This is a genomic window from Lichenicola sp. (assembly GCF_965198575.1).
Lineage (GTDB): Bacteria > Pseudomonadota > Alphaproteobacteria > Acetobacterales > Acetobacteraceae > Lichenicola.
In genome coordinates, this window is sequence record NZ_OZ240671.1 from 2,361,902 (window position 1) to 2,383,598 (window position 21,697).

Sequence of the window (21,697 nt, forward strand, 5' to 3'; positions counted from 1 at the left end):
CGGGTTAATGCTGTTCGGTCCGAGGTGATTCCCGGCTATCAGTCGCTGGCGCAACAACAATCGGTCTGTCGGAAGCTTTAGAAGTTTCGATTAGGTTTGTGTCTGATCGCTTAAAATCGTCAAGCAGCATGAAGCGCCATCCCAGTTCTTCGAGAATAGCCTGCATTGCCCTTAGTGGCTCATCCCAGAGGACAACAACAACCTTTTGAGCGGGCATAATGCGTGTGGTGGTAAAAGTACGCTGAAGGATATCTATTTCCAGCGGACCAACAGAAAACACGAACATAACTCGCTGTTTACCGAGCGTCATCCAGTAAACGTTGAAGAACGTATGGTTAACATCGACCTGGTAAGTCCAATTCTTCCGAACCAACATATCGTAGCCTGCTGATGCGAAATCTCGCTGCGACGGTTTGGTTGGCCATGCCAACCGATAGCGCCTTCGCCGGCCAACGACAAACCTCGCGCTAAACAGCCCAATCAGGATGCCTCCTACAATTAGCAGAAGAGGAACAAGACGTTCCGACTGTACCATCCAATGTAACATCGAGCGTCCGGCAGCCGTAGAGGCTGTGGATCCAAATGCCACCGCCATACCGACTATAACAAGAAACTGTCGCTTCGTGAGATCGGTTAGGATGGCGTATAAGATGAACGGTAGCAAGCAAAGCAACATTACTACAAAGATTATTAGTCTCTCGCTCATATTGTCTTACTCTCATAACAAACAGAAGGCATCGCCGACAGCGGCGGCCTATGCAAGCTTGGCTGAGCGTATAGGCATTCTGGTGTCGCGTCTTGCGCGCAGTGTCGCTTTCAGCCTCATGAAGCTACCGTGGGCGCTACCGTAGCTGGTCATCCGGTCGTTCATCTACCGTGCCGACTCTTTGGAGAGGTCCTGGGTCCATACTCAGGTGATCAATCTATCCCGCATCCAAGGCGGCGGCAGGCTGGCCCGCCGCCACTGCCCGCGCTAACCTCAAAGCTAAAGCGGTGGTCGCTCAAGGCCAGGAGGGGTCTGTTGGTAGATGCGGAGTTTCCCCAGGAGGATCTCGACGGCTCTCAGGCCTTCACGACCAGTCCAGGTAAGAGTCGCATCATTGTAACGCGCTACCTGCACAGTACGGTCCTGGAGCCGCTTGCTGAGAAGCTGCATCTGCATTGTTGATGCATTGAACCCGAGGCCAGGCGGATACTTGTTTCCCTCGATCAGGATGATCAACGCATCTTCATCCAGCCCGTCCAGAGTGATACGCCCGGTAATCATCATACTACCCCGTGGTGGATGCAGCCGTCATTGGCTGAACGTCACTATGATCTGAACCCCATCCGCCGCCTGCCTAGGACCAGTAGAGCAGTCCCTGATCCACCGTCGGCGCGATGCGGGCCGATTCGAGCCGCACCGCTCTACCCTGGCCCAAGGCGCAGCGCCTAACGCATTCGCCGTCGCTCCTCGCGGAATGGTGTTTCACCACCAACATGCATGCTATGATCACAAGTGCGAGTGTTAGTTGTGGAAGAGATGATCATCGCAGACGATCTGAAGCCACCAGGAACGCAGATGGACGTGCTGTCTCGCCAACCGCTCTGGCAGGTCTTCGACGCGGCCTGGTACGTGACGCAATACCCGGACGCCGTCCAGCAGATGCAGGCGGAGGGCCATCCCGACATCGAAACCTTCTACCGCGAGCGCGGATCCCGCCTCGGCCACTCGCCCAACATGTTCTTCGACGAAACTTGGTATCTCAGCGCCTACCCGGACATCGTCGCCCACGTCGCCGCCGGGGGGGCCCGCTCCGGCTTCGACCATTATTGCCAGGACGGCTACCGCGGCCGCGCCCCGCACTGGCTGTTCAGCGAGGTGTTCTACATTGCGTCCAACCAGGACGTCACCCGCGGCCTCCTCGCCCAACACGGCTTGGTCAACGGCTACGACCACTACCTGACCGTCGGCGACGGCGAATTCCGCAGCGGCCACCGCTTCTTCGACCCGAGCCTCTACCGCCAGAACGACACCTCCACCGACACCGGCCCGGCCCGCTTCCTGCCCTCCTTCCGGCGCTTCCTCGCCGACGGCTGCCGCGCCGGCAGCACAGCCCGGCTGTCCTGGTACTTCGATCCAGCCTGGTACCTCCGCACCTACCCGCAGGTCCAGGACGAGATCGACCAGGGCTGGTGGACCTGCGCGCTGCACCATTTCCTGTGCAACCGCACACCCCTGGCCTTCCGCGGCCTCGAATGGTTCTCCGAGGACGAATACGGCAAGACCTACCCCGACGTGCTCGAGGCCGTGGTCGACGGCACCTTCCGCAACACCTACGAGCACTTCGTCCGCCACGGCGCCGCCGAACGCCGCAAACCGCATCCCGACATCGACCTGGTCAAGTACTACCAGTCCCTGCGCGTCCAGGCCGAGCTCGAGCGCGGCGACTTCCCGGACGCCTTCACCCACTGGGTCGCCAACCGGGCAGCCGCCCAGGACCAGCCGGCCCCCGAGCCCGCCCTCGAAGCCCAGAGCAAGGCACTGTTCGTCCGCCAGGCCGAGAACATGCTGCCGCAGTTCGCCCGGTCGAAGCTCGATTTCACCGTCTCCGGCCTCGCCGCGGTCAGCGTCATCGTCGTGGTGCACAACAAGTTCGCCCTGACCATGACCGCCCTGGCCGCCCTGCGCGCCTGCTACGCCGGCGGCATCCAGCTGATCCTGGTCGATTCCGGATCGCGCGACGAAACCTGCCGCATCGGCCGATACCTCACCGGAGCCCGGGTCATCCGCTTCGCGCACAATGCCGGCTTCGTCGAGGCCTGCAACGCCGGCCTGGACCACGCGGACGCGCCGGCCGTCCTGTACATGAACAACGACGTCACCCTCGGCATCAAGTCGCTGGAGCTGGCCCTGGCACGGCTGTGGTCGGACGACTGGATCGGCGCCGTCGGGGCGAAGTTCATCCGCACCAACGGCGTGCTGCAGGAGGCCGGCTCGATCATCTGGCGCGACGGCTCGACCGTCGGCTACCTGCGCGACGCCGATCCGAATCTGCCGGAAGCCAACTTCGTCCGCGACGTCGATTTCTGCTCCGGCGCCTTCCTGCTGGTGCGCGCCTCGATCCTGAAAACCCTGGGCGGCTTCGACAACGACTACCGCCCCGCCTATTACGAGGAAACCGACCTCTGCGTACGGCTGAAAAAGGCCGGCTACCGCATCGTCTATGACCCCGCGGTGGTGGTGCAGCACGTCGAGTACGGATCCGCCAGCTCGGCGCGTTCCACCCGCATGATCCAGCGCAACCACCAGGTGTTCGTCGACAAGCACCGCGACTGGCTGCGCTACAAATACCCGGCGCGGTCCCGCAACGCCTTGTTCGCCCGTTCGCCGAAACCCGCCCGCAGCCGCATCCTGTTCATCGAGGACCGCATCCCCCTGCGCGATCTCGGCTCCGGCTACGTGCGCTCCAACGACATCATCCAGGTGATGGCAGCGCTCGGCCACCAGGTCGGCGTCTATCCGATCTATCCGTCGGTCCGCAGCGTGGTGGAAACCCTCGCCGACTTCCCGGAAACCGTCGAGGTGCTCTACGACCGTGGCCTCGACCAGCTGGCCGCCTTCATCGCCGAGCGCAGCGGCTATTACGACATCGTCTGGATCGGCCGGACGCATAATCTCGAACGCCTGCTGCCGATCCTGAGCGACGCCAGTTCGTCGCTGCCCGAGCACAGCTTCGTTCTCGACACCGAGGCGGTGAGCGCGCCGCGTACCGTGGAGCAGGCACGGGTGCTCGGCCGGCCCCTGGCGGACGACCTCGAGACGCTGCTCCGGAAGGAACTGGCCTGCGCCTATTTCTGCCAGAAGATCGTTGCGGTGAGCGAAAACGACGCATCGCTGATCCGCCTCGCCGGGCACAGCAACGTCGCCGTCCTGGGCCACATGAAGGACGCCGCACCGACTCCCGCCGGCTGGGCCAGGCGCGCCAACCTGCTGTTCCTCGGGGCGTTCCACGAGGCATCGAGCCCGAACTACGACAGCCTGCGCTGGTTCACCGACGAGGTGCTGCCGCTGCTGGCCGATCGGCTGCCCGCGGATGTCCGTTTCACCATCGCCGGCTTCGTCGATCGCCGCGTCGACATGTCGCCGTTCGGCCGCCACCCGCGCGTCGATCTGCACGGCCCGGTGGACGATCTCGCCGAGATCTATGGCCGCCACCGCGTGTTCGTCGCACCGACCCGGTTCGCCGGTGGCATCCCGTTCAAGGTGCATGAGGCGGCCGCGTTCGGGCTGCCGGTGGTGGCGACCGACCTGCTGTGCCGCCAGGTTGGCTGGGACGACGGCGCCGAGATCCTGTCCGGCGGCACCGACGACCCGCAGCGTTTCGCCGACCGCATCGTCGAGGCCTACACCGACCCGGAGCTCTGGACCGCTGTGCGGGAGGGCGCGCTGCACCGCATCGAGCGCGAGAACAACCGCGCCGGCTACCTGCGGCAGCTCGAGCAGATCCTGGCCGAGGTGGTGGCGGACGGCGATCCCGGGGGTCCGCCGCACGGCTAGGCTCGCCGATCTCAGCGCCGTATGCTCCATGGTCTAGAGGCCTGCCAGGAGATCGACATGCCGGATGACCACGCGACCGGCCACGCGCCGCCTTCCAACCAGGAGCCGGAGCAGGCGTCGGCGCCGAGCCCGGAGCCGGTGCCGCAAGCCGAACCGGAGATTTTCGGCGCGATCGACGGCTTCAAACTGTCCGGCCGGATCAGCGGGTGGGTCGTCAAGCGGCGCGGCGAGCACTACGCCAGCGACCTGCGCGTCGTGCTGCGGCGTGGCGAGGCGGTTCTGGCCGAGGTGCTGCCGTCCGGACCGCGCATCGACGTCACCCAGGACGAGCTGATCGACGCCGCCTTCGCGCTCGATTTCACCGGCCTGGCACTGCCCGAGGAGCTGCTCGACGGCACCGTCGACGTCGCCGCCGTGGATTCGGAAGGCCGAACCCGCGGGCTCGAGATCTACGCGCCGGTGCTGGCCGAGGCTCGTCAGGCGAACACCCTGGACGCCCTCGGCCGCGCCGATGCCGACACCGTGTCACGCGCCCTCATGGCGTTGTCGCGCAACCCGGCACTGGCCGGACCGGCTGCCGCTACCGTCGCGCGCAGCCGGCAGATGCTGGCCGACGCCACCCTCAACCCCGAGCGCCAGCAGGGCGGCCAGATCCTCCGACACAAGGCAACCGGCCCGCGCATCGTGTTCATCGGCGCCGGCAGCACGGTGTTCGCCAAGAACCTGCTCGGCGACATCCTGAGCGAACCGGCGCTCTCGTCGAGCCGCATCTGCCTGTACGACATCGACCCCGAGCGCCTGCGTGTGTCCGAGGTCGTGGCCGGCCGGATCGTCCAGACGCTCGGGGCAGGGGCCAGCATCGAGACCACCACCGATCTCGGCCGCGCGCTCGACGGTGCGGATTACGCCATCAACATGGTGCAGGTCGGCGGCTACCGGCCCTGCACGGTGACCGATTTCGAGATCCCCAACCGCTACGGCCTGCGCCAGACCATCGCCGACACCCTCGGCATCGGCGGCATCATGCGCGCACTTCGCACGATCCCGGTGCTGGTCGGCATGACCGCGGAAATGGAGCGTCGTTGCCCCGACGTGCTGCATTTGAACTACGTCAACCCGATGGCGATGAACTGCTGGGCGCTGAGTCGCAGCAGCCGGATCCAGACCGTCGGGCTCTGCCACAGCGTGCAGGGCACCGCCGAGGAGCTGGCGCGCGATATCGGTGTGGATCTGGGTTCGATCGACTACCTGGCCGCCGGCATCAACCACATGTCGTTCTATCTGCGCTTCGCCAGCGGCGGCGAGGACCTGTATCCGCGGATCCGCCAGGTCGCCGCCGAGGGCCGGGTGCCGCCGCATAACCGCGTCCGCTACGACCTGCTCAAGCGGCTCGGCTATTTCGTGACGGAATCCAGCGAGCACATCGCCGAATATGTCCCGTGGTACATCAAGCAGAACCGCAAGGAGCTGATCGGCCGCTTCAACATCCCGCTCGACGAATATCCGCGCCGGTGCGAGCTGCAGATCGCCGCGTGGGGCGCGCAGGAGCGGGAGCTGCAGGACCTGGGCCGGCCGATGCCGGTGGTGCGAAGCAACGAGTATGGCGGCCGCATCATCAACGCGATCGAAACCGGCGAACCTGCGGTGATCTACGGCAACGTGCCGAACTCCGGCCTGATCGACAATCTGCCGCAGGACGCCTGCGTCGAGGTGCCATGCCTGGTCGACGGCAACGGCTTGCGCCCGGTGCATGTCGGCAAGCTGCCGCTGCACCTGGCCGCCCTGATGCAGACCAACATCAACGTGCAGTCATTGACCGTAGAGGCCGCCCTGACCGGCCGGCGGGAGCACATCCTGCACGCCGCGATGCTGGATCCGCATACCGCCGCGGAGCTCGACCTCGAGCAGATCAGCAGCCTGGTCAACGAGCTTCTGGAAGCCCACCGCGCCTGGCTGCCGGAATCGCTGTTCGCCTGAGGCTCAGGCGCTGTCCGCCAGGATCGCCAGGAACTCCTCGGCGGTCCTGGCCGGATCGGTCAGCCGGAAGCTGTTTCGGAACTGCCCGGCATCGGCCACCTCGACGATCTCCTCGCTCGGAAACACGTAGCGGCTGCGCGTGCCGTTCGCCTCGTCGATCATCGGATAGCTGGAGAAATTGCTGTTGATGAACGACAGCCCGACGATTCGCCGGCCAGGCGCGAACAGACTGGTGTGCAATGCCGAGCCGGTCTGTCCGCACACGATCGGATGATTATAGAACACCGAGATCTGCTCGCCGAAGTTCATCTCTTCCGGATGCAGGATCTGCACGCCGGCCGCCGCCAGCACGTCGGTGAATTCCTGCTCGTTGACGATGTGCCCGACACCGCTGGTGAGTTTCGCCTTGGAAAGATAAGCCGGCCGATCCGAAGCCGGGCCGATATGCCGCTCGGCGATGCGGCGGCCCAGCGCGTTGCTGGCGCTGGCGAACCCCGTGTAGACGAAACCCGCTTCCTCCATCCCCGGCGCCGGCAGGATGATCTCGCGTACTCGCAACGATGTGTGAAAGCGCACGAACCGGTCCGGCGACAGACCAAGCCCGCCGAGGATCGCCGCGACGTAGGGGCGGGCAAACCAGAATTCCATGTTGTGATCGGAATGGTACAGGATCTTCCTGCTGGTATCTGCAAGAAGCGCGTGGTTCCAATAACGCGAGTATGTCGAGAGCAGGAAATGCCCGTAATGCTCGTGCATGATCCCGCCATAGATATAGGACGGGTCGGGTGCCTCCTCGGTGACCTCGCGCCATGACAGCCGGGTGATCGGCACCTGCGACGGGGTGCGGGGCGCGCCACCCTGCCAGAACGCGGCCTGGGTGATCAGCTTGCGGCCATGGTCGAACAGCCCCCAATGCGGGCCGGCTTCGCCGAATGGCGTGTAGATGACATTCCGCATGGTCAGCACGTCGGGATCGTCCGCGATCACCGCATAGTCGCCGATGAGTTGACCGACATCCGTCAGAGGCATGAACCCGTCCCGCCGGTATCTGCACCGGCAACAGGCTTAGCCACCGGGCGGTTCGCCAGCAAGTCCCGCCCTCAGGAGGCCGGCCGCACCTTCAGGGTCTCGAGCTCGCAGGCCAGGAGGAACTCGATCGCCTCGAAATTCGCCGTCGCCTGCTCCACCGTGCGGCCCCAGGCATACACGCCGTGACCACGCAACAGGTAACCCGGAACCTCGCTCGAGATCCGCGGCCCGACGGTGGTCGCGAGCTGTTGCATGTCCTGGCTGTTGTCGAACACCGGCAGGATCGCCGTGGTGTCGTGCGTCACCTGACCCTCGAACGCCTTGATCATCTCGTAGCCGCTGAACCGGATGCCGGCACCGGACACCAGCCGCGACAGCACCGTCGCCACCACCGAATGTCCGTGCAGCACCGCGCCGGCCCAGGGCACCAGCCGGTAGATCTGGCAATGCAGCGTGGTTTCCGCACTCGGACGGTCGCCGTCCCGCAACGGCATTCCAGCCAGGTCGACCCGGATCACGTTGTCGCGTGCGAGGAAGCCCTTGCGCCCGCCACTCCGGGTGATCGCGATGGTCTCTTCGTCGAGCCGGGCGCTGATATTGCCGCCGAACGAGGGCACCCAGCCGAACCGGTCCATCCGCTGCCCGGCCGCGATGATCTGGTCGGCAGCGGCGTCGAACGCCGCATCATCGGGGGCGAGGTCCAAGGTTCTCATCCCATCCAGCGGCCCGGCCTTGGTAACCCGACCTGCAGGCGGTGGTGGAGCTGAGCGGGATCGAACCGCTGACCTCCTCATTGCGAACGAGGCGCTCTCCCAACTGAGCTACAGCCCCGCCGTGCAGGCAGCGGTTAATAGCCAAGGCGGGGGGCAAGTCAAGGGCCGCACCGCCAGCCGGCACGGTTCGACAGCCTCGTGCCGTCCGGCCGTTGCACCGGCGCATCCGTATGGGTAGCTTCCGGCTGCTCCGAACGACCTAAAAGGACCACGCCGTGATCACGGCCATCTTCGCGTTGCTGTTTCTGGTGATCCGCATCTATGTCGCGGTGTTGCTGATCTCGTGCCTGTTCAGCCTGCTGTTCGCCTTCGGGGTGCTGGACAACCGCAACCGCCTGGTGCGCAGCATCGGCGAATTCCTGTATCGGGCGACCGAGCCGGTGCTGGCGCCGGTCCGTCGCATCCTGCCGCAGTTCGGCAATGTCGACCTGAGCCCGCTGGTCGTGCTGCTCGTGGTGCAGTACCTGCTGGTGCCGCTGCTGGTCGCGGTCGAGGTGGCCATCCTCACCCACTCGACGCAGCAATTCTTCTCTTGAGCGGTGCTCCGGCAGGCGCGGTGGCGGGCATAGCCAGGTCCGTCCGCATTGCCGTGCTGATCCCCTGCTACAACGAGGAAGTCGCCATCGGCCAGGTGGTGCGCGACTTCCGCTCGGCGCTGCCGACCGCCACCATCCATGTGTACGACAACAATTCCAGCGACGGCACCCGCGAGGTCGCCCGCGCCGCCGGTGCCGTGGTCCGGATCGAGACGCTGCAGGGCAAGGGCCATGTCGTGCGCCGGATGTTCGCCGACATCGAGGCCGACCTCTACGTGCTGGTCGATGGCGACGGTACCTACGACGCGCAGGCCGCACCGGCCCTGATCCAGCGCCTGCGCGAGGGCGGCCTCGACATGGTCAACGCCTCTCGGGTGACCGACCGTACCGCCGCCTACAGGCGCGGCCACGTGCTCGGCAACCGGGTGCTGACGGGCCTCGTGAACACCATCTTCGGCAAGCGGCTGTCCGACATGCTGTCCGGCTACCGGGTGTTCTCGCGCCGGTTCGTGAAGTCGTTCCCCGCCTTGTCGGCCGGCTTCGAGACCGAGACCGAGCTCACCGTGCACGCGCTCGAGCTGCGCATGCCGATCGCCGAGCTGCCGACCCGCTACATCGAGCGCCAGGAAGGCTCCACCTCCAAGCTGCGCACCTACCGCGACGGCATCCGCATCCTGCGCACCATCATCGTCCTGATGAAGCAGGAACGTCCGTTCGCGTTCTTCTCCGTCATCGGGCTGGTGCTGCTGGTCGCCGGCCTGGCCTTCGGCGTCCCCGTGGTGCTGCAGTTCCTGGCCACCGGCCGTGTGCCCAAGCTGCCGAGTGCGGTGCTCGCAGTCGGGCTGGTGATGATCGCGTGCCTGAGCTTCGTATGCGGCCTGATCCTGGACAGCGTGACCCGCGGCCGGCTGGAGTTCAAGCGGCTGGCCTATCTCAGTCACCGCGGCCCGGAAAGCGATCCGGGCGTCGCCGGCTGAGACACCGCAACCGGGCGCACGGCCCGAATTTGCTTTACCCTGCGCGCGCAAGCTGCTTGCCTCCGGGCCAACGGGATCACCCGGCTCTGCGTGACCCCGCAAAGGAGATGTCCGTGGCGATGCCGCATCCTCTGACGAAATCCTGTCGCGCATGAACGAGATGGCCGCTCCCGGCACCATCTCCGGCGCCTTCCCGGCTTCCAACCCCTCCGGGCCGGTCAGTGCGCGGATCGCCATCGTCGGCGCCGGGTTCAGCGGCACCCTGCTGGCACTCCACCTGCTGCAGCGCAGCCCGCCGCATACCCGCGTCATCCTGATCGAGCGCAACGCCCAGTTCGGCCGCGGCGCCGCGTACTCCAGCGGCAACTCCAGCCACCTGCTGAACGTGCCGGCCGGCAAGATGAGCGCGTTCCACTCCCGCCCGCTCGACTTCCTGCACTGGCTGCAATCGCTCACCCCGGCCGAGCTCTGCGGCATCACGCCGGCACCCGGCACCTTCGTGCCCCGCCACATGTTCGGCCGCTACGTGCGCCACCTGGTCAATCTCGAGATGAAGGTGCCCGGGCACGGCGACCAGCTCGACCTGGTGCGCGGCGACGTGCTCGACATCACGCCCAACGGCGGCGGCCTGACCCTGACGCTGGATCGCAACCGCACCGTCAACGCCGACCGCGCGGTGCTGGCGACCGGCAACTTCCCGCCGGCGGCCCCCTCTGTCGATGACCCGGCTTTCTACGACAGCCCGCTCTACAAGGCCGATCCCTGGGGCCCGGACACCGTGTCCGACCTCGATCCCGACCTGCCGGTGATGCTGATCGGCACCGGCCTGACCACCATCGACACCATCATCTCGCTGCTCGACCAGGGCCACCGCGGACCCATCACCGCCTTGTCGCGTCGTGGGCTGATGCCGCACCGGCATGCCAGCGGAGGCAGTCCGGCGCCGGAAAGCGACGCCTTCCCCACCCGGCTCAACACCCTCACCAGGGCGCTTCGCCGCAGCAGCCGGCGCCAGGCGGCGTGTGGCGGCAGCTGGCATTCGGTGATCGACGAGATCAGGCCGATCACCACCGAGATCTGGCAGGCGATGTGCCTCAAGGACCGGCAGCGCTTCCTGCGCCACCTGCGTCCGTGGTGGGACACGCATCGGCATCGCGTATCCGGGCCGGTCGCCGATCGCATCGAGGCGGCGCGTGCCAGCGGACAGTTGCGGGTGCGGGCAGGCCGGATCCGTTCCTATCGGGAGGGCCTGCCGGGCGGGCTGGTCGAGGTGGTGTTCCGACCGCGCTTCAAGGATGAGCTCGACAGCCTGACGGTCGGCCGGGTGATCAACTGCGCCGGACCGGATGCCGACTACAGCCGGATCCGCGACCCGCTGGTGCGCACGCTGCTGGAGAAAGGCCTGGTGCGGCCGGACCCGCTCTGCCTCGGGCTCGACGTTACCGCGAACTGTGCGCTGCTCGATCGCGACGGGTCGATCTCGAGGCGGCTGTTCGCAGTCGGCCCGATGACCAAGGGCACCTTCTGGGAAATGACCGCGGTGCCCGACATCCGCCAGCAGGCCGAGTTCCTCGCGGGCCAGCTCGCCGCACTGGTGCGCCCGCTGCCGACACCCGCGCCAGCCTGAGCCAGGCGCGGGACCGGTTCGCTACTGCGGTGCGGCCGCCGGCGAGTCCTGGCCGCGCAGATTGCCGACCACCGGACTGACCGTCGGCGCAGGCAGCGTGCCGTGGCCCATGTTAGCGCTGTCCGGCGGCGGACCCTCGGCGACGGTGTTGTCGGCCTGCGGATACCAGTCCGGAACGGTGGCGCGCCGGTCGTTGCGCACCGCGTCGATGTCGGTCTGGCGGATCTGCCGGTAGAGCGAACGCTGCGTCGCGTACGGGTCGAGCGCCTGCTCGTTGAGCTTCTTGAGGTCGTCGATATGCGGGGCTATGCCATCGACCGCGGCAAGCCCGGTCGAGATGTCGTTCAGGTGGTTGATGCCGTTGAACGCCACCCAGGTGTACGGGCTGACCAGGGTGTCGACGCCGCGGCCGACGCCGTCGCGCACGCCGGACGGACCGAACACCGGCAGATAGAGATAGGGCCCGGCCGGGATCCCCCAGAGTGCCAGGGTGGTGGCGCCCTCGGCGGAATGGTCGCGGTAGCCGATCAGCTTGGCCACGTCGAACACGCCACCGACACCGGCGGTCGAGTTCACGATGAAGCGGACGAAGGTGTCGCCGGCACGACGCGGCTTGGTCTCCAGCACGTCGTTGGCGAACTGCACCGGTGAGGCGAGGTTGTTCAGCACGTTGTGGATGCCGGTGCGGACCGGCGCCGGGAACACGTAGTTGTAGCCGCGCGCCACCGGCGTCAGCACGTAGGTCAGCAGCCCGTCATTGAACGCGTAGAACACCCGGTTCGTCGGCTCGTACGGATCGTTGGTGGCCTTGTAGTCGGCCAGCGCTTCCGGATCGCTGGCAGGCGGCGGTGTCGCGCACCCGACCACGGACAGCGAGACCGCCAGGGCTGCGATTCGCGAAACGAGTGCCGTGAGGTCACGCCGGCCGGCAATGCGGCCCTCTCGCCTCGCCCGGATCATCTGCCGCATCGTGCCTCCCCCGCTCTTGCCGTCGCGCACGTTCGGGCGCGGTCTCGTCGGGAATGAGTAGAAGCTACCGGGCTCGCGGGGAAGAGCAGCGCTGCCACAGGTCGGCCACGAAGTGCAGGCGAGTGTGAAGCACCCCGGGGGGGATTCACTCGGTCGGACGGCCGGGAGGGCTGCGGGACGGCGCATCCTGAAGCCGCTGGAACATCACCAGGGCATCGACATGGCCGATTGCCGGATGGTAGAACGCACCCGGCAGCCGGCCGACGATCTCGAAGCCCATCCGCTGCCACAAACGGATCGCCCGCTCATTGGTGCTGACAACGAAGTTGAACTGCATGGCCCGGTAGCCGCGCGAGCGTGCATGGTCGAGCGAGTGCCGGCACATGCCGCCGGCAATGCCCCGGCCCACCGCCGTCGCGGAGGTCATGTAGCCGCAGTTGCAGACATGACTTCCGCCACCGCCCTGGTTGGGCCGCATGAAGTAGGTGCCGACGATGCGTCCCTCGTCCAGGGCGACGAAGGTCTCCCTGTCCGGTCCCATCCAGTAGGACAGGGCATCCGCCTCGCTCATGCCGGGGTCGAGGCAGTAGGTCGTGCCATCCCGGATCGTCGGCACGATGATCCGCGCGATCGCGTCCGCGTCGGCGGCCTCGGCGTTCCTGATGATCAAGGCGGAGGCCCGTTCCGGCGCCCGGACGTCGTTCAGGGGCGGGCTACCCACCCGAACGAAGCCTCGAGCTACACCCGGAACACGTAGCTGGCGCCGGGCGCACGCTCGATGTCCGGCGGGAAGGCCGCGCGCTTCTCGTCGAAGTAGCGGCGACGGTGGTCGCCGGCCTCGGCCATGTTGTAGGTGAGGTACAGCACCCGCCTGGCGCCATCGGTGAGGTTCGGCTTCGAGGCATGCGGCACGAAGCTGTCGAAGAAGATGACGTCGCCCGGCTGCGTCGGCACCGGCACCAGGCCCAGCGCCTCCTCGGACAGCGGCGTCCACTCCGCGCCGATCAACTCCTGCACCCGCGGCGCGGTGGCGATCTCCAGGCAGCCATTCTCGATCGTGGCGGCATCGATGGTCACCAGCGCGGTCACGAACACCGGCGCGTAGCTGGTCCAGCCGGCCTGCTGGTCCTGGTGTGCCTTGAAGCCGTCACCGCCCGGGTACTTGAAGTTGATCTTGTCCTTGAACAGCACCGTCTCGCCGCCCATCAGCACCGACAACCAGCGGCTCAGCGCGCCGGCCCGGGCGACCTCGTCCATCGCCGGGTGGTAGGTGCAGAAATCCTCGATCCGCTGCACCACGCGGCGGCCCGGCACCAGCAGGCTGTCCTCGTGATAGACCATCTGGCCGCCCACCACTTCCGGCGCGGACGCGATCTCGCCGGTCAGCTCGACCAGCGTGCCGGTTTCGGCCGGCGAAAAGAACCCGTGCACGACCAGGTAGCCGTCGCGCCGCATCGCCTCGATCTCGCCTGCGGTCGGCAGGCGGGCGCTGGCCGGATCGCCCATGCGCTGCGGTGACTGAGACATCGCGTTCATGCCGGCACTCCATCCAGAAACGGCAACAGGGCTTCCGCCTTGGCAATGTCTTCCATGAAATCGATCTCCGTCCAGGGCAGGCCGCTCACGTCCTCGAATCCGAAGATGGCCGGTCCGGACGATGTGTCCCGCTCGGCATCCTCGCGTATCATCGCGCGGATCGGCTCCTCGTATTCGAGCGCCCGACCCCCCGGCTGCGCGATCGTGGCCTGTAACCGCTCCGCCAGACCGGCGGCGACGCCGGCCGAGAAGCGGAAGAACCCGACCGATTCCCCGTGCCATTCATGCGCGGCCTCTGGTCGCTTGGCGAAATCGATGATCCGGCCCCGTCCGTCGACGCAGATCTTGACCGGCTCGTCACCCGGCTCGAGCTCACGGTCGAGCAGCAGGGCGGCCTCGTGACGGCTGCGGAACAACCGCTCGATCAACGCCTGGCCGTAGATCACGTCGCCGTCCATCAGTACCACCGGGCCGCCGGCCTGCAGCACCGCGCGGCCGGCATCGAGCGACACGGCACTGCCTTCCTGCCAATCCGGGTTGTGGATCAGGGTGACGTCGGCACGGCGTCCGAGCCGCTCCAGTTCCGCCTCGATCAGCTGCGATTTGTACCCGACCACCAGGTGCACGCGCCCGGCGCCGGCGCTGGTCAGCCGTTGCAGATGCCGCTCCAGCAACGATCGTCCGCCGAAGCGCAGCAGGACCTTCGGCAGTGCCTCCCCGGGATCACGCCCGAGCCTGCGTCCACGTCCGGCGGCGAGCATCAGCACATTTGGGAAGGCCGGTTCACCGGACGTGACGCTCATTTTTATTTGTAGCCGTTTGCGACAGAATCATGCAGTTGATGTGGCGCTTACATGACACTCTCGAGAGGATTGCGCAAATTGACGACGGAAACTGACGCGATGCGCGGCACTCCGGCGCGCGTGGCCGATGGCATGGAGACCAGCGTTTCCGCCAGTTTCTCCGGTCGCCAGGGCACTGCCGGCGTCGAGAGCCAGCCCGCATGGCCGCCTGCCTCGCGGTTCGCCCGGCTCCGCGCGCTGCTGTCAGGCCCGGAACTCGCCTTCCTGATGGAGGCGCATAGCGGCCTCTCCGCCAAGATCGTCGAGGAGGCCGGCTTCCAGGGCATCTGGGGCTCCGGCCTGTCGATGTCGGCGTCGATCGGCCTGCGCGACAACAACGAGGCGTCGTGGACCCAGGTGCTCGAGCAGGTCGAGTACATGGCCGACGCCACCAGCCTGCCGATCCTGCTCGACGGCGATACCGGCTACGGCAATTTCAACAGCGTCCGCCGCCTGGTGCGCAAGCTGTGCGAGCGCGGCGTCGCCGGCGTCTGCATCGAGGACAAGCTGTTCCCGAAAACCAACAGCTTCATCGGCGAGGCCCAGCCGCTCGCCGACATCGAGGAATTCTGCGGCCGCATCAAGGCCGGCAAGGACAGCCAGCCGGACGACGATTTCTCGATCGTGGCCCGGGTCGAGGCGCTGATCTCCGGCCACTCGATGGACGAGGCGCTGCGGCGTGCCGAGGCGTACCATCGCGCCGGCGCCGACGCGATCCTGATGCATTCCAAGAAGCGTACCGCGCACGAGATCATCGGCTTCATGGAGCGCTGGGGCGACCGCTGCCCGGTGGTGATCGTGCCGACCATGTACTACGGCACCCCCACCGACGCCTTCCGCAACGCCGGCGTCTCGACCGTGATCTGGGCCAACCACCTGGTACGCTCGTCGATCACCGCGATGCGCCAGACCGCCGCCCAGATCCACGCCGACCAGAGCCTGGTGCAGGTCGAGGGTCGCGTCGCCAGCGTGAAGGACATCTTCGCGCTGATGGACAATGACGAGCTGGAAGCCGCCGGCGACCGCTATCTGCCGGTCACCGGAGCGCCGATCGCCACCGACCCGGCGATTGCCGAGGCCACCGGCGCCGCCGGCGACCTGGTCGCTCCGGAGGTGCCGGTCCGCGGCATCGTGCTGGCCGCCTCGCAGGGTGCCGCACTGGGCCCGCTCACCGCTGACCGCCCGAAATGCATGGTCGACGTCCGCGGCCGGCCGCTGCTGAGCCAGCTGCTGGACACCCTGGCGCAGAGCGGCGTGCGCGACATCGCCGTGGTGCGCGGGTTCGCCAAGGACGCGATCGGGCCGGACACCGTGCCAGCGGCCGGGCTGACCCTGCTGGACAACGACCGCTACGAGACCACCGGCGAGGTCGCGTCGCTCATCTGCGCGGCCGATCGCCTGACCGGCGAGACGGTGCTGGTGTATGGGGACGTGCTGTTCCGGCGCTACATCCTGGACGCCCTGATGGGGGTCGAGGCCGACATCGTCATCGCCGTGGACGCGCTCCGGCAGCGTGCCGAGGGCAAGCGCGGCGCCCACAACCCGCATCCGCAGGATCTGGTGCTCGCCGACCGGCCGTTCTCGACGAGCTACCTGGACGACACCCCGGCGACCCTGCAGGCGATCGGTGCCGTCACGGCAGACGCCAGCATGGGCGAGTGGATCGGGCTGATGCGGCTGAGCGCGCGGGGTGCCGCCCTGGTCCGCGCCGAGCTTGTGGCGATGCAGGCGGATGGCTCGGCCGACCAGGCGGACATGCCGGCGTTGCTCGAGCGGCTGATGCGTCGGCATCCGGTCGCGGTGCACTACATCACCGGCCACTGGCTCGACGTCGACACCATGACCGATCTCGCCGACGCACGGAACTTCTCTTGAGGGCTGCCTGCGCCCGCGCCCTGTCGCTGGTGCTGGCATCGCTGCTCGCCGCCTGCTCGTTCGTGTCCGACAGGCAGGCGGGTCCGGTCAAGCTGGCGGGCGAGAGCGACACCGCCTGCATCCACCGGCTCTACGACTACCCGATCCGCTCGGAGCCGTTCGCGACCGCGGCACACGAGTGCGCCGGCACCCGCACCGTCGACCTGACCGGCGATCCGTACTACCAGGAACTCACCACCACCCAGAACATCGCCTTCGTGAACCGGACGCCGAACCGGAACAGCTCGATCACCCTGACCGGCAGCCGCATCCCGCAATCGACCACCCAGGTCGCGCCCCCCGAGCTTTCGCTGCACTGAAGCCGGGCTGGCCGATGGCGGCGGATCCGGTCTAAATCCGCGGATGATCCAGGCCCAGACATTCATCGACGCAGCCGCCGCGCGCGGCCTCGACTTCTATAGCGGCGTGCCGTGCTCGTTCCTGACCCCGATGATCAACCGGGTCATCACGGCCGGTGGCTCCGGCGGCGGATCGGGCCTCGATTATGTCGGTGCCGCCAGCGAAGGCGAGGCGGTGGCGATCGCGTCCGGCGCCTGGCTCGGTGGCCGCGGCGGGGTGGTGATGTGCCAGAACTCCGGGCTCGGCAACTGCATCAACCCGCTGACATCGTTGAATGTACCGTTCCGGATCCCGCTGCTGCTGATCACCACCTGGCGTGGCCAGCCCGGTCGGCCGGACGAGCCGCAGCACGTGCTGATGGGCCAGATCACCCAGTCCATGCTGGATCTGTGCGGCGTCCCGAACCTGCCGTTCCCGTCCGACCCTGCCGCGATCGGCCCGGCGCTCGATGCGGCTCTCGTACGTTTCGATACCGACAGCCTGCCCTTCGGCCTGGTCATGGAGCAGGGCAGCGTGGCCGAGGAGAGCCTGGACGAGACGCCGCGTTCCCTGCCGCCCGCCGGGACCCGCACCGACTTGCGCCATCACGGCGACTGCCCCACCCGCGTGGCCCTGCTCGAGCGGCTGCTGGCGCTGCTGCCGGAGGAGGCCGCGGTCATCGCCACCACCGGCAAGTCCGGCCGCGAGCTGTTCACCCTGTCGGATCGGCCGCAGCATCTCTACCAGGTCGGCTCGATGGGCGGTGCTTCGGGCATGGCGCTGGGCGTCGCGCTGACAGTGCCGGAGCGGCCGATCGTGGTGCTCGACGGCGACGGTGCGGCGCTCATGAAGCTTGGCTCGCTCGCCACCATCGGTGCCCGGCAGCCGCGCAACCTGATCCATGTCCTGCTGGATAACGGTGTCCACGATTCCACCGGAGGCCAGAGCACGGTCTCGGCGTCGGTTGATTTCGCCGCGGTGGCTCTCGCCTGCGGCTACCGCTCGGCGATCTCCGTCGATGACGTCGCAGGCTTCGACCTGGCCTTGCGCCAGGCGCTGGAAGACGGCGGTCCGGTCCTGCTGCATGCCCGGATCAAGCCAGGCTCGATGGCCGTTCTCGGTCGGCCGACTGTCGCGCCGCACGACGTTGCGCGGCGCTTCCGGGAGTTCGTCACCGGCAGCCGAAAATCCCCGGGCGGCTGAACCACCCGGGGACATTTCATCAGATACGCGGCGGCAGGTCGGTGGCACGCGTGTCGGTGGTCGGCGACCACGGAGCAGCGGTCTCGTCGTGGCTGGTCCAGCCGCCGGCCTGGTACTCGCCGCGACGCGTGGTCGTGTCGATCGCAACGTGACGATCCAGCACGCTCTCGACCATCGCCGCGCGGTCCTCGTCGACGCGCACGGTCACCAGGTTGCCACCACGGCGAACCGTCTCGGCATAGACATGGGCGTCGTCATCGGGAACGCCTGCACCGGTCAGCATCCCGACCAGGCCACCGGCGCCACCGCCGACTGCCGCGCCGACGCCGGCACCGGTCAGGGTCGCGATCAGCCAGCCGGCTGCGACGACCGGGCCGACACCCGGGATCGCCAGCGAGCCGATGCCGGCCAGCAGGCCCGCGCCGCCGCCGAGGATGGTGCCGATCGAGGCGCCGGTTCCGGCACCCTGCTCCGCGTCCTCGACCTTCTCCTCATGCGCGACAACACGATCGGTCGTGGTGGCGCCGGTCGTGGTGGTACCCGTCGTGGTGGTGCCGGCCGTGGTGTAGGCGGGGGTGGTGCCAGCCGTCGTCACGGTGCCCGGAACGCCGGTGTCGATGGCGCCCGAACGGCCGACCAGGCTGATGTCGCTATGTGGAACGCCTGCTGCCTCGAGCTCCGTGACGACGCGAGTCGCGTCCTCGTAGCTGTCATAGGCGCGCGTGATGGTGCGCTGTGCCATGGTATGGCTCCCTGCTGCTTATTGTTTCTGTTGCCGGACGATCGCCGCGATCACTCGGTGCCGACGCTGCCCTTGTAGTCTTCCCAGACTTTCACCGGACTGCCGTTCTGCATCGCGGTGCCGTGCCAGACGCCGTTATCGTCCTTGGTGAGATCCTTCACCTGGGTGAAGTGGTGGTTGCGGATGCGGTGGGCCGCCTGCTTCTTGGTGAAGCTGTTGGCGCCCTTCGCAGGCGTGGCGGTATCGGCGGCGGTCGTGGCGACGGCCTGGTTGTGGTCGGCCGGCGTGGCCGGGCCATTCATGCCGGTCGCCGGAGCGCCCGCCGCGGGAGCGGTGGTCGTGGGAGTGCCTGGGGCGGTCGCACCGGTGGTGGTGGTACCGGTCGTGTCCTGTGCGTAGGCGCCGCCGGCCAGGGCCGTGAAGGCGATGGCGGCGAACAGTGTCGCGGACTTCATTGGAGGTTCCTCGGAGCTAGACGTTCTGCATGGTGCAGCACGCACGACAACGGGTTTCCCCCCGGTTCGTTTCAAGCGTCCCTCGCAGGCGGCCATGCAGGCGCCGGCGATCAGCTGATGATCGAGCGCTGCGCCGCCGTCAGGGTGTTGCGCAGCAGGCAGGCGATGGTCATCGGCCCGACCCCGCCCGGGACCGGGGTGATGCGTCCGGCGCGCCCCATCGCCTCCTCGAACACCACGTCGCCGACCAGCCGCGTGCGACCTTCGGGCGTGGTGACGCGGGTGATGCCGACATCGATCACCGTCGAGCCCGGCTTGATCCATTCCCGCCTGACCAGCCCCTTGTGCCCGGTGGCGACCACCAGGATGTCGGCCTGGCTGGCCAGCGCGCCCACATCCGCGGTTGCGACATGGCACACCGTGACGGTGCATTCCTCCTGCAGCAGCAGCTGCGCCATCGGCCGGCCGACCAGGTTCGACTTGCCGACCACCACCGCATGCAGCCCCTTCAGGGTGCCGAGTTCGCCGCGCAGCAGCAGCAGGCAGCCGAGCGGCGTGCAGGGCACCAGCCCCGGCAGCCCGAGCGTGGTCAGCCCGACATTCATTGGGCCGAGGCCGTCCACATCCTTGGCCGGGTTGATCGCGCCGGTGATCATCGCGCTGTCGATGCCGCGCGGCAAAGGCAGCTGCACCAGGATGCCGTGCACCGCCGGGTCGTCGTTCAGCCGGTCGATCAGCGCCAGCAGCTCGGCTTGCGTGGTCGAGCCGCTGAGCACGTGCGACATCGACCGCATCCCGACCTGGCCGGTATGCGCGACCTTGTTGCGGACGTACACCTCGCTCGCCGGATTGTTGCCGACCAGCACCACGGCGAGACCGGGGACGATCCCGTGCCGCTCGCCCAGCTGCGCCACCTCGGTGCGGATCTCGGCGGTCAGGCGCGCGGCATAGGCCTTGCCGTCGATCAGCCGTGTCTCGGTCATGCGCGCCTCTCCTGATGCGGTTCCTGATGTGGTAGCGGGGGCAGGGGCCGGAAATTGTTGCCGGGTCGCGGCTGGAAACCGGCGAACGATGCGGGCAGGATGCGGCGCATGAAGCCCATACGGAAGAATTTCGGCAGCGACAATGTCGGTCCTGTCAGCCCTGCCATCATGGCCGCCATGGTCGAAGCCAACACCGGCGCCGTGCCGTCCTATGGCGGCGACCAGTGGACGGCGCAGCTCGCAGCACTGACCCGCGACGTGTTCGAGACGGAGGTGGAGGTGTTCTCCGTCGCCACCGGCACCGCGGCGAACGCCCTGGCGCTGTCGGCGCTGGTGCCGCCCTACGGCGCCGTCTATTGCGACAGCTCCGCGCATGTCGACACCGACGAGTGCGGCGCGCCCGAGTTCTTCACCGGCGGCGCCAAGCTGCTCGGCCTGCCGAGCTACGACGGGCGGTTGTCACCGGCGGCGTTGCGCGCGCATCTCGAGGCCAGCCGCGCGATCGGCGTGCACAAGAGCAAGCCCACCGCGATCACCATCACCCAGGCAACGGAATGGGGCACCGTCTATGCCCTCGACGAGGTGCAGGCGATCGGCGAGACGGCGCAGTCGCTCGGCCTGTCGCTGCACATGGATGGCGCCCGCTTCGCCAACGCCATGGCAACGCTCGGCTGCTCGCCGGCCGAGATCACCTGGAAGGCCGGTGTCGACGTGCTGTCGCTGGGTGCGACCAAGAACGGTGCCATGGCGGCGGAGGCGGTGGTGTTCTTCCGGCGCGATCTCGCAGTGGAATTCGCCCGCCGGCGCAAGCGGGCAGGGCATCTGTGGTCGAAGGCGCGGTTCCTCAGCGCGCAGCTGATCGCCTACCTGTCGGACGACCTTTGGCTGCGCAACGCACGCCAGGCCAACGCCATGGCGCTCAGGCTGGCGCAGGGGCTGGTCCGGATCCGCGGCGCCAGGCTGCTGCACGAGGTGCAATCGAACGAGGTGTTCGTGGTGCTGCCGGAGCCGGTGATCGGCCGGCTGGAGGCGGCCGGTTTCCTGTTCTATCGCTGGTACCTGCCGGCCGGGCAGACTCTTGAAGCCGGCACGGCCTCGGTGCGGCTGGTGACCGGACTGGACACCGAGGCCGCCGATGTCGACGCGCTGCTCGACGCGGCTGTCCTGGAACCTGCTGTCGTGTAACCAGCAGGCCGGCTGATCCGGATGCCCTTGCGACGATCGTCGCCCCCTGGTGGAGCGGCTTCGTCGGACA

The 21,697-nt window shown here is 67.4% G+C and carries 19 protein-coding genes and 1 tRNA gene; 9 read left to right on the top strand and 11 right to left on the bottom strand.

All coding sequences use genetic code 11. The features are described from left to right. Positions 1-4: 4 nt before the first annotated feature. Positions 5-706, bottom strand: a complete 702-nt coding sequence (locus ACOEQ2_RS10690; protein WP_419727966.1) for a hypothetical protein — start codon at positions 704-706, stop codon at positions 5-7. 855 nt (positions 707-1,561) lie between these two features. Here ACOEQ2_RS10690 and ACOEQ2_RS10695 point away from each other — a divergent pair. Then, on the top strand, positions 1,562-4,540 hold the full coding sequence (locus tag ACOEQ2_RS10695; protein ID WP_419727967.1) for a glycosyltransferase: 2,979 nt from the start codon (positions 1,562-1,564) through the stop codon (positions 4,538-4,540). 57 nt (positions 4,541-4,597) lie between these two features. Beyond that, positions 4,598-6,517 (top strand): alpha-glucosidase/alpha-galactosidase, encoded by a 1,920-nt coding sequence (locus ACOEQ2_RS10700; protein WP_419727968.1) that lies wholly within the window; start codon positions 4,598-4,600, stop codon positions 6,515-6,517. A gap of 3 nt (positions 6,518-6,520) precedes the next feature. On the opposite strand, the gene ACOEQ2_RS10705 is transcribed toward ACOEQ2_RS10700, so the two are convergent. From ACOEQ2_RS10705 to ACOEQ2_RS10715, 3 genes are all read right to left on the bottom strand, one after another. Beyond that, a complete protein-coding gene (locus ACOEQ2_RS10705) occupies positions 6,521-7,546 on the bottom strand; it encodes a glycosyltransferase family 61 protein (RefSeq protein ID WP_419727969.1) in 1,026 nt (341 codons plus the stop codon). Positions 7,547-7,617: 71 nt separating this feature from the next. Then, entirely contained in the window at positions 7,618-8,259 is a 642-nt protein-coding gene (locus ACOEQ2_RS10710) for a methylthioribulose 1-phosphate dehydratase (RefSeq protein WP_419727970.1), read from the bottom strand. 42 nt (positions 8,260-8,301) lie between these two features. Continuing rightward, a tRNA-Ala gene (locus tag ACOEQ2_RS10715) sits at positions 8,302-8,377 on the bottom strand. A 157-nt stretch (positions 8,378-8,534) separates the two neighbouring features. On the opposite strand from ACOEQ2_RS10715, the gene ACOEQ2_RS10720 reads away from it, so the two are divergent. From ACOEQ2_RS10720 to ACOEQ2_RS10730, 3 genes are all read left to right on the top strand, one after another. Continuing rightward, entirely contained in the window at positions 8,535-8,855 is a 321-nt protein-coding gene (locus ACOEQ2_RS10720) for a YggT family protein (RefSeq protein WP_419727971.1), read from the top strand. Beyond that, positions 8,852-9,832 carry a glycosyltransferase gene (locus tag ACOEQ2_RS10725; RefSeq protein WP_419727972.1) on the top strand — a complete coding sequence of 327 codons (981 nt, stop codon included), beginning with the start codon at positions 8,852-8,854 and terminating at the stop codon, positions 9,830-9,832. Before ACOEQ2_RS10720 ends, ACOEQ2_RS10725 begins: the two co-directional genes overlap by 4 nt. 151 nt (positions 9,833-9,983) lie before the next feature. Further along, positions 9,984-11,459 carry an FAD/NAD(P)-binding protein gene (locus ACOEQ2_RS10730; protein ID WP_419727973.1) on the top strand — a complete coding sequence of 492 codons (1,476 nt, stop codon included), beginning with the start codon at positions 9,984-9,986 and terminating at the stop codon, positions 11,457-11,459. Between the two features lie 21 nt (positions 11,460-11,480). Here the strand turns inward: ACOEQ2_RS10730 and ACOEQ2_RS10735 are convergent, their stop codons facing one another. The 4 genes from ACOEQ2_RS10735 to ACOEQ2_RS10750 all read right to left on the bottom strand — a co-directional run bounded on the left by ACOEQ2_RS10735 (position 11,481) and on the right by ACOEQ2_RS10750 (position 14,767). Next, the gene (locus ACOEQ2_RS10735; RefSeq protein ID WP_419727974.1) at positions 11,481-12,428 is read right to left on the bottom strand and encodes a VacJ family lipoprotein; all 948 of its coding nucleotides are present in this window, start codon (positions 12,426-12,428) and stop codon (positions 11,481-11,483) included. Positions 12,429-12,573: 145 nt separating this feature from the next. Then, positions 12,574-13,098, bottom strand: a complete 525-nt coding sequence (locus ACOEQ2_RS10740) for an N-acetyltransferase family protein (protein WP_419727975.1) — start codon at positions 13,096-13,098, stop codon at positions 12,574-12,576. A 68-nt stretch (positions 13,099-13,166) separates the two neighbouring features. Continuing rightward, on the bottom strand, positions 13,167-13,964 hold the full coding sequence (locus ACOEQ2_RS10745; protein ID WP_419727976.1) for a phytanoyl-CoA dioxygenase family protein: 798 nt from the start codon (positions 13,962-13,964) through the stop codon (positions 13,167-13,169). Further along, positions 13,961-14,767 carry an NTP transferase domain-containing protein gene (locus tag ACOEQ2_RS10750; RefSeq protein WP_419727977.1) on the bottom strand — a complete coding sequence of 269 codons (807 nt, stop codon included), beginning with the start codon at positions 14,765-14,767 and terminating at the stop codon, positions 13,961-13,963. Before ACOEQ2_RS10750 ends, ACOEQ2_RS10745 begins: the two co-directional genes overlap by 4 nt. A 78-nt stretch (positions 14,768-14,845) precedes the next feature. Here ACOEQ2_RS10750 and aepX point away from each other — a divergent pair, with 78 nt between their 5' ends. Genes aepX through aepY form a run of 3 tightly spaced genes read left to right on the top strand, consistent with a single transcriptional unit; the run spans position 14,846 to position 18,262 of the window. Further along, complete coding sequence (gene aepX / locus ACOEQ2_RS10755; RefSeq protein WP_419727978.1) at positions 14,846-16,681, top strand: phosphoenolpyruvate mutase; 1,836 nt, start codon at positions 14,846-14,848, stop codon at positions 16,679-16,681. After that, positions 16,678-17,040, top strand: a complete 363-nt coding sequence (locus ACOEQ2_RS10760) for a hypothetical protein (RefSeq protein ID WP_419727979.1) — start codon at positions 16,678-16,680, stop codon at positions 17,038-17,040. The genes aepX and ACOEQ2_RS10760 overlap by 4 nt, the downstream gene beginning before the upstream one ends. Positions 17,041-17,083: 43 nt before the next feature. Then, positions 17,084-18,262 (top strand): phosphonopyruvate decarboxylase, encoded by a 1,179-nt coding sequence (gene aepY / locus ACOEQ2_RS10765; protein WP_419727980.1) that lies wholly within the window; start codon positions 17,084-17,086, stop codon positions 18,260-18,262. Positions 18,263-18,281: 19 nt separating this feature from the next. Here aepY and ACOEQ2_RS10770 read toward each other — a convergent pair whose 3' ends face one another. From ACOEQ2_RS10770 to folD, 3 genes are all read right to left on the bottom strand, one after another. Then, the gene (locus ACOEQ2_RS10770) at positions 18,282-19,004 is read right to left on the bottom strand and encodes a hypothetical protein (protein ID WP_419727981.1); all 723 of its coding nucleotides are present in this window, start codon (positions 19,002-19,004) and stop codon (positions 18,282-18,284) included. A gap of 50 nt (positions 19,005-19,054) precedes the next feature. Then, a complete protein-coding gene (locus tag ACOEQ2_RS10775; RefSeq protein ID WP_419727982.1) occupies positions 19,055-19,459 on the bottom strand; it encodes a hypothetical protein in 405 nt (134 codons plus the stop codon). Between the two features lie 110 nt (positions 19,460-19,569). Further along, positions 19,570-20,442 carry a bifunctional methylenetetrahydrofolate dehydrogenase/methenyltetrahydrofolate cyclohydrolase FolD gene (gene folD / locus ACOEQ2_RS10780; protein ID WP_419727983.1) on the bottom strand — a complete coding sequence of 291 codons (873 nt, stop codon included), beginning with the start codon at positions 20,440-20,442 and terminating at the stop codon, positions 19,570-19,572. Positions 20,443-20,550: 108 nt separating this feature from the next. Here folD and ACOEQ2_RS10785 point away from each other — a divergent pair, with 108 nt between their 5' ends. Then, complete coding sequence (locus ACOEQ2_RS10785; protein ID WP_419727984.1) at positions 20,551-21,627, top strand: threonine aldolase family protein; 1,077 nt, start codon at positions 20,551-20,553, stop codon at positions 21,625-21,627. The last annotated feature ends 70 nt before the right edge of the window (positions 21,628-21,697 follow it).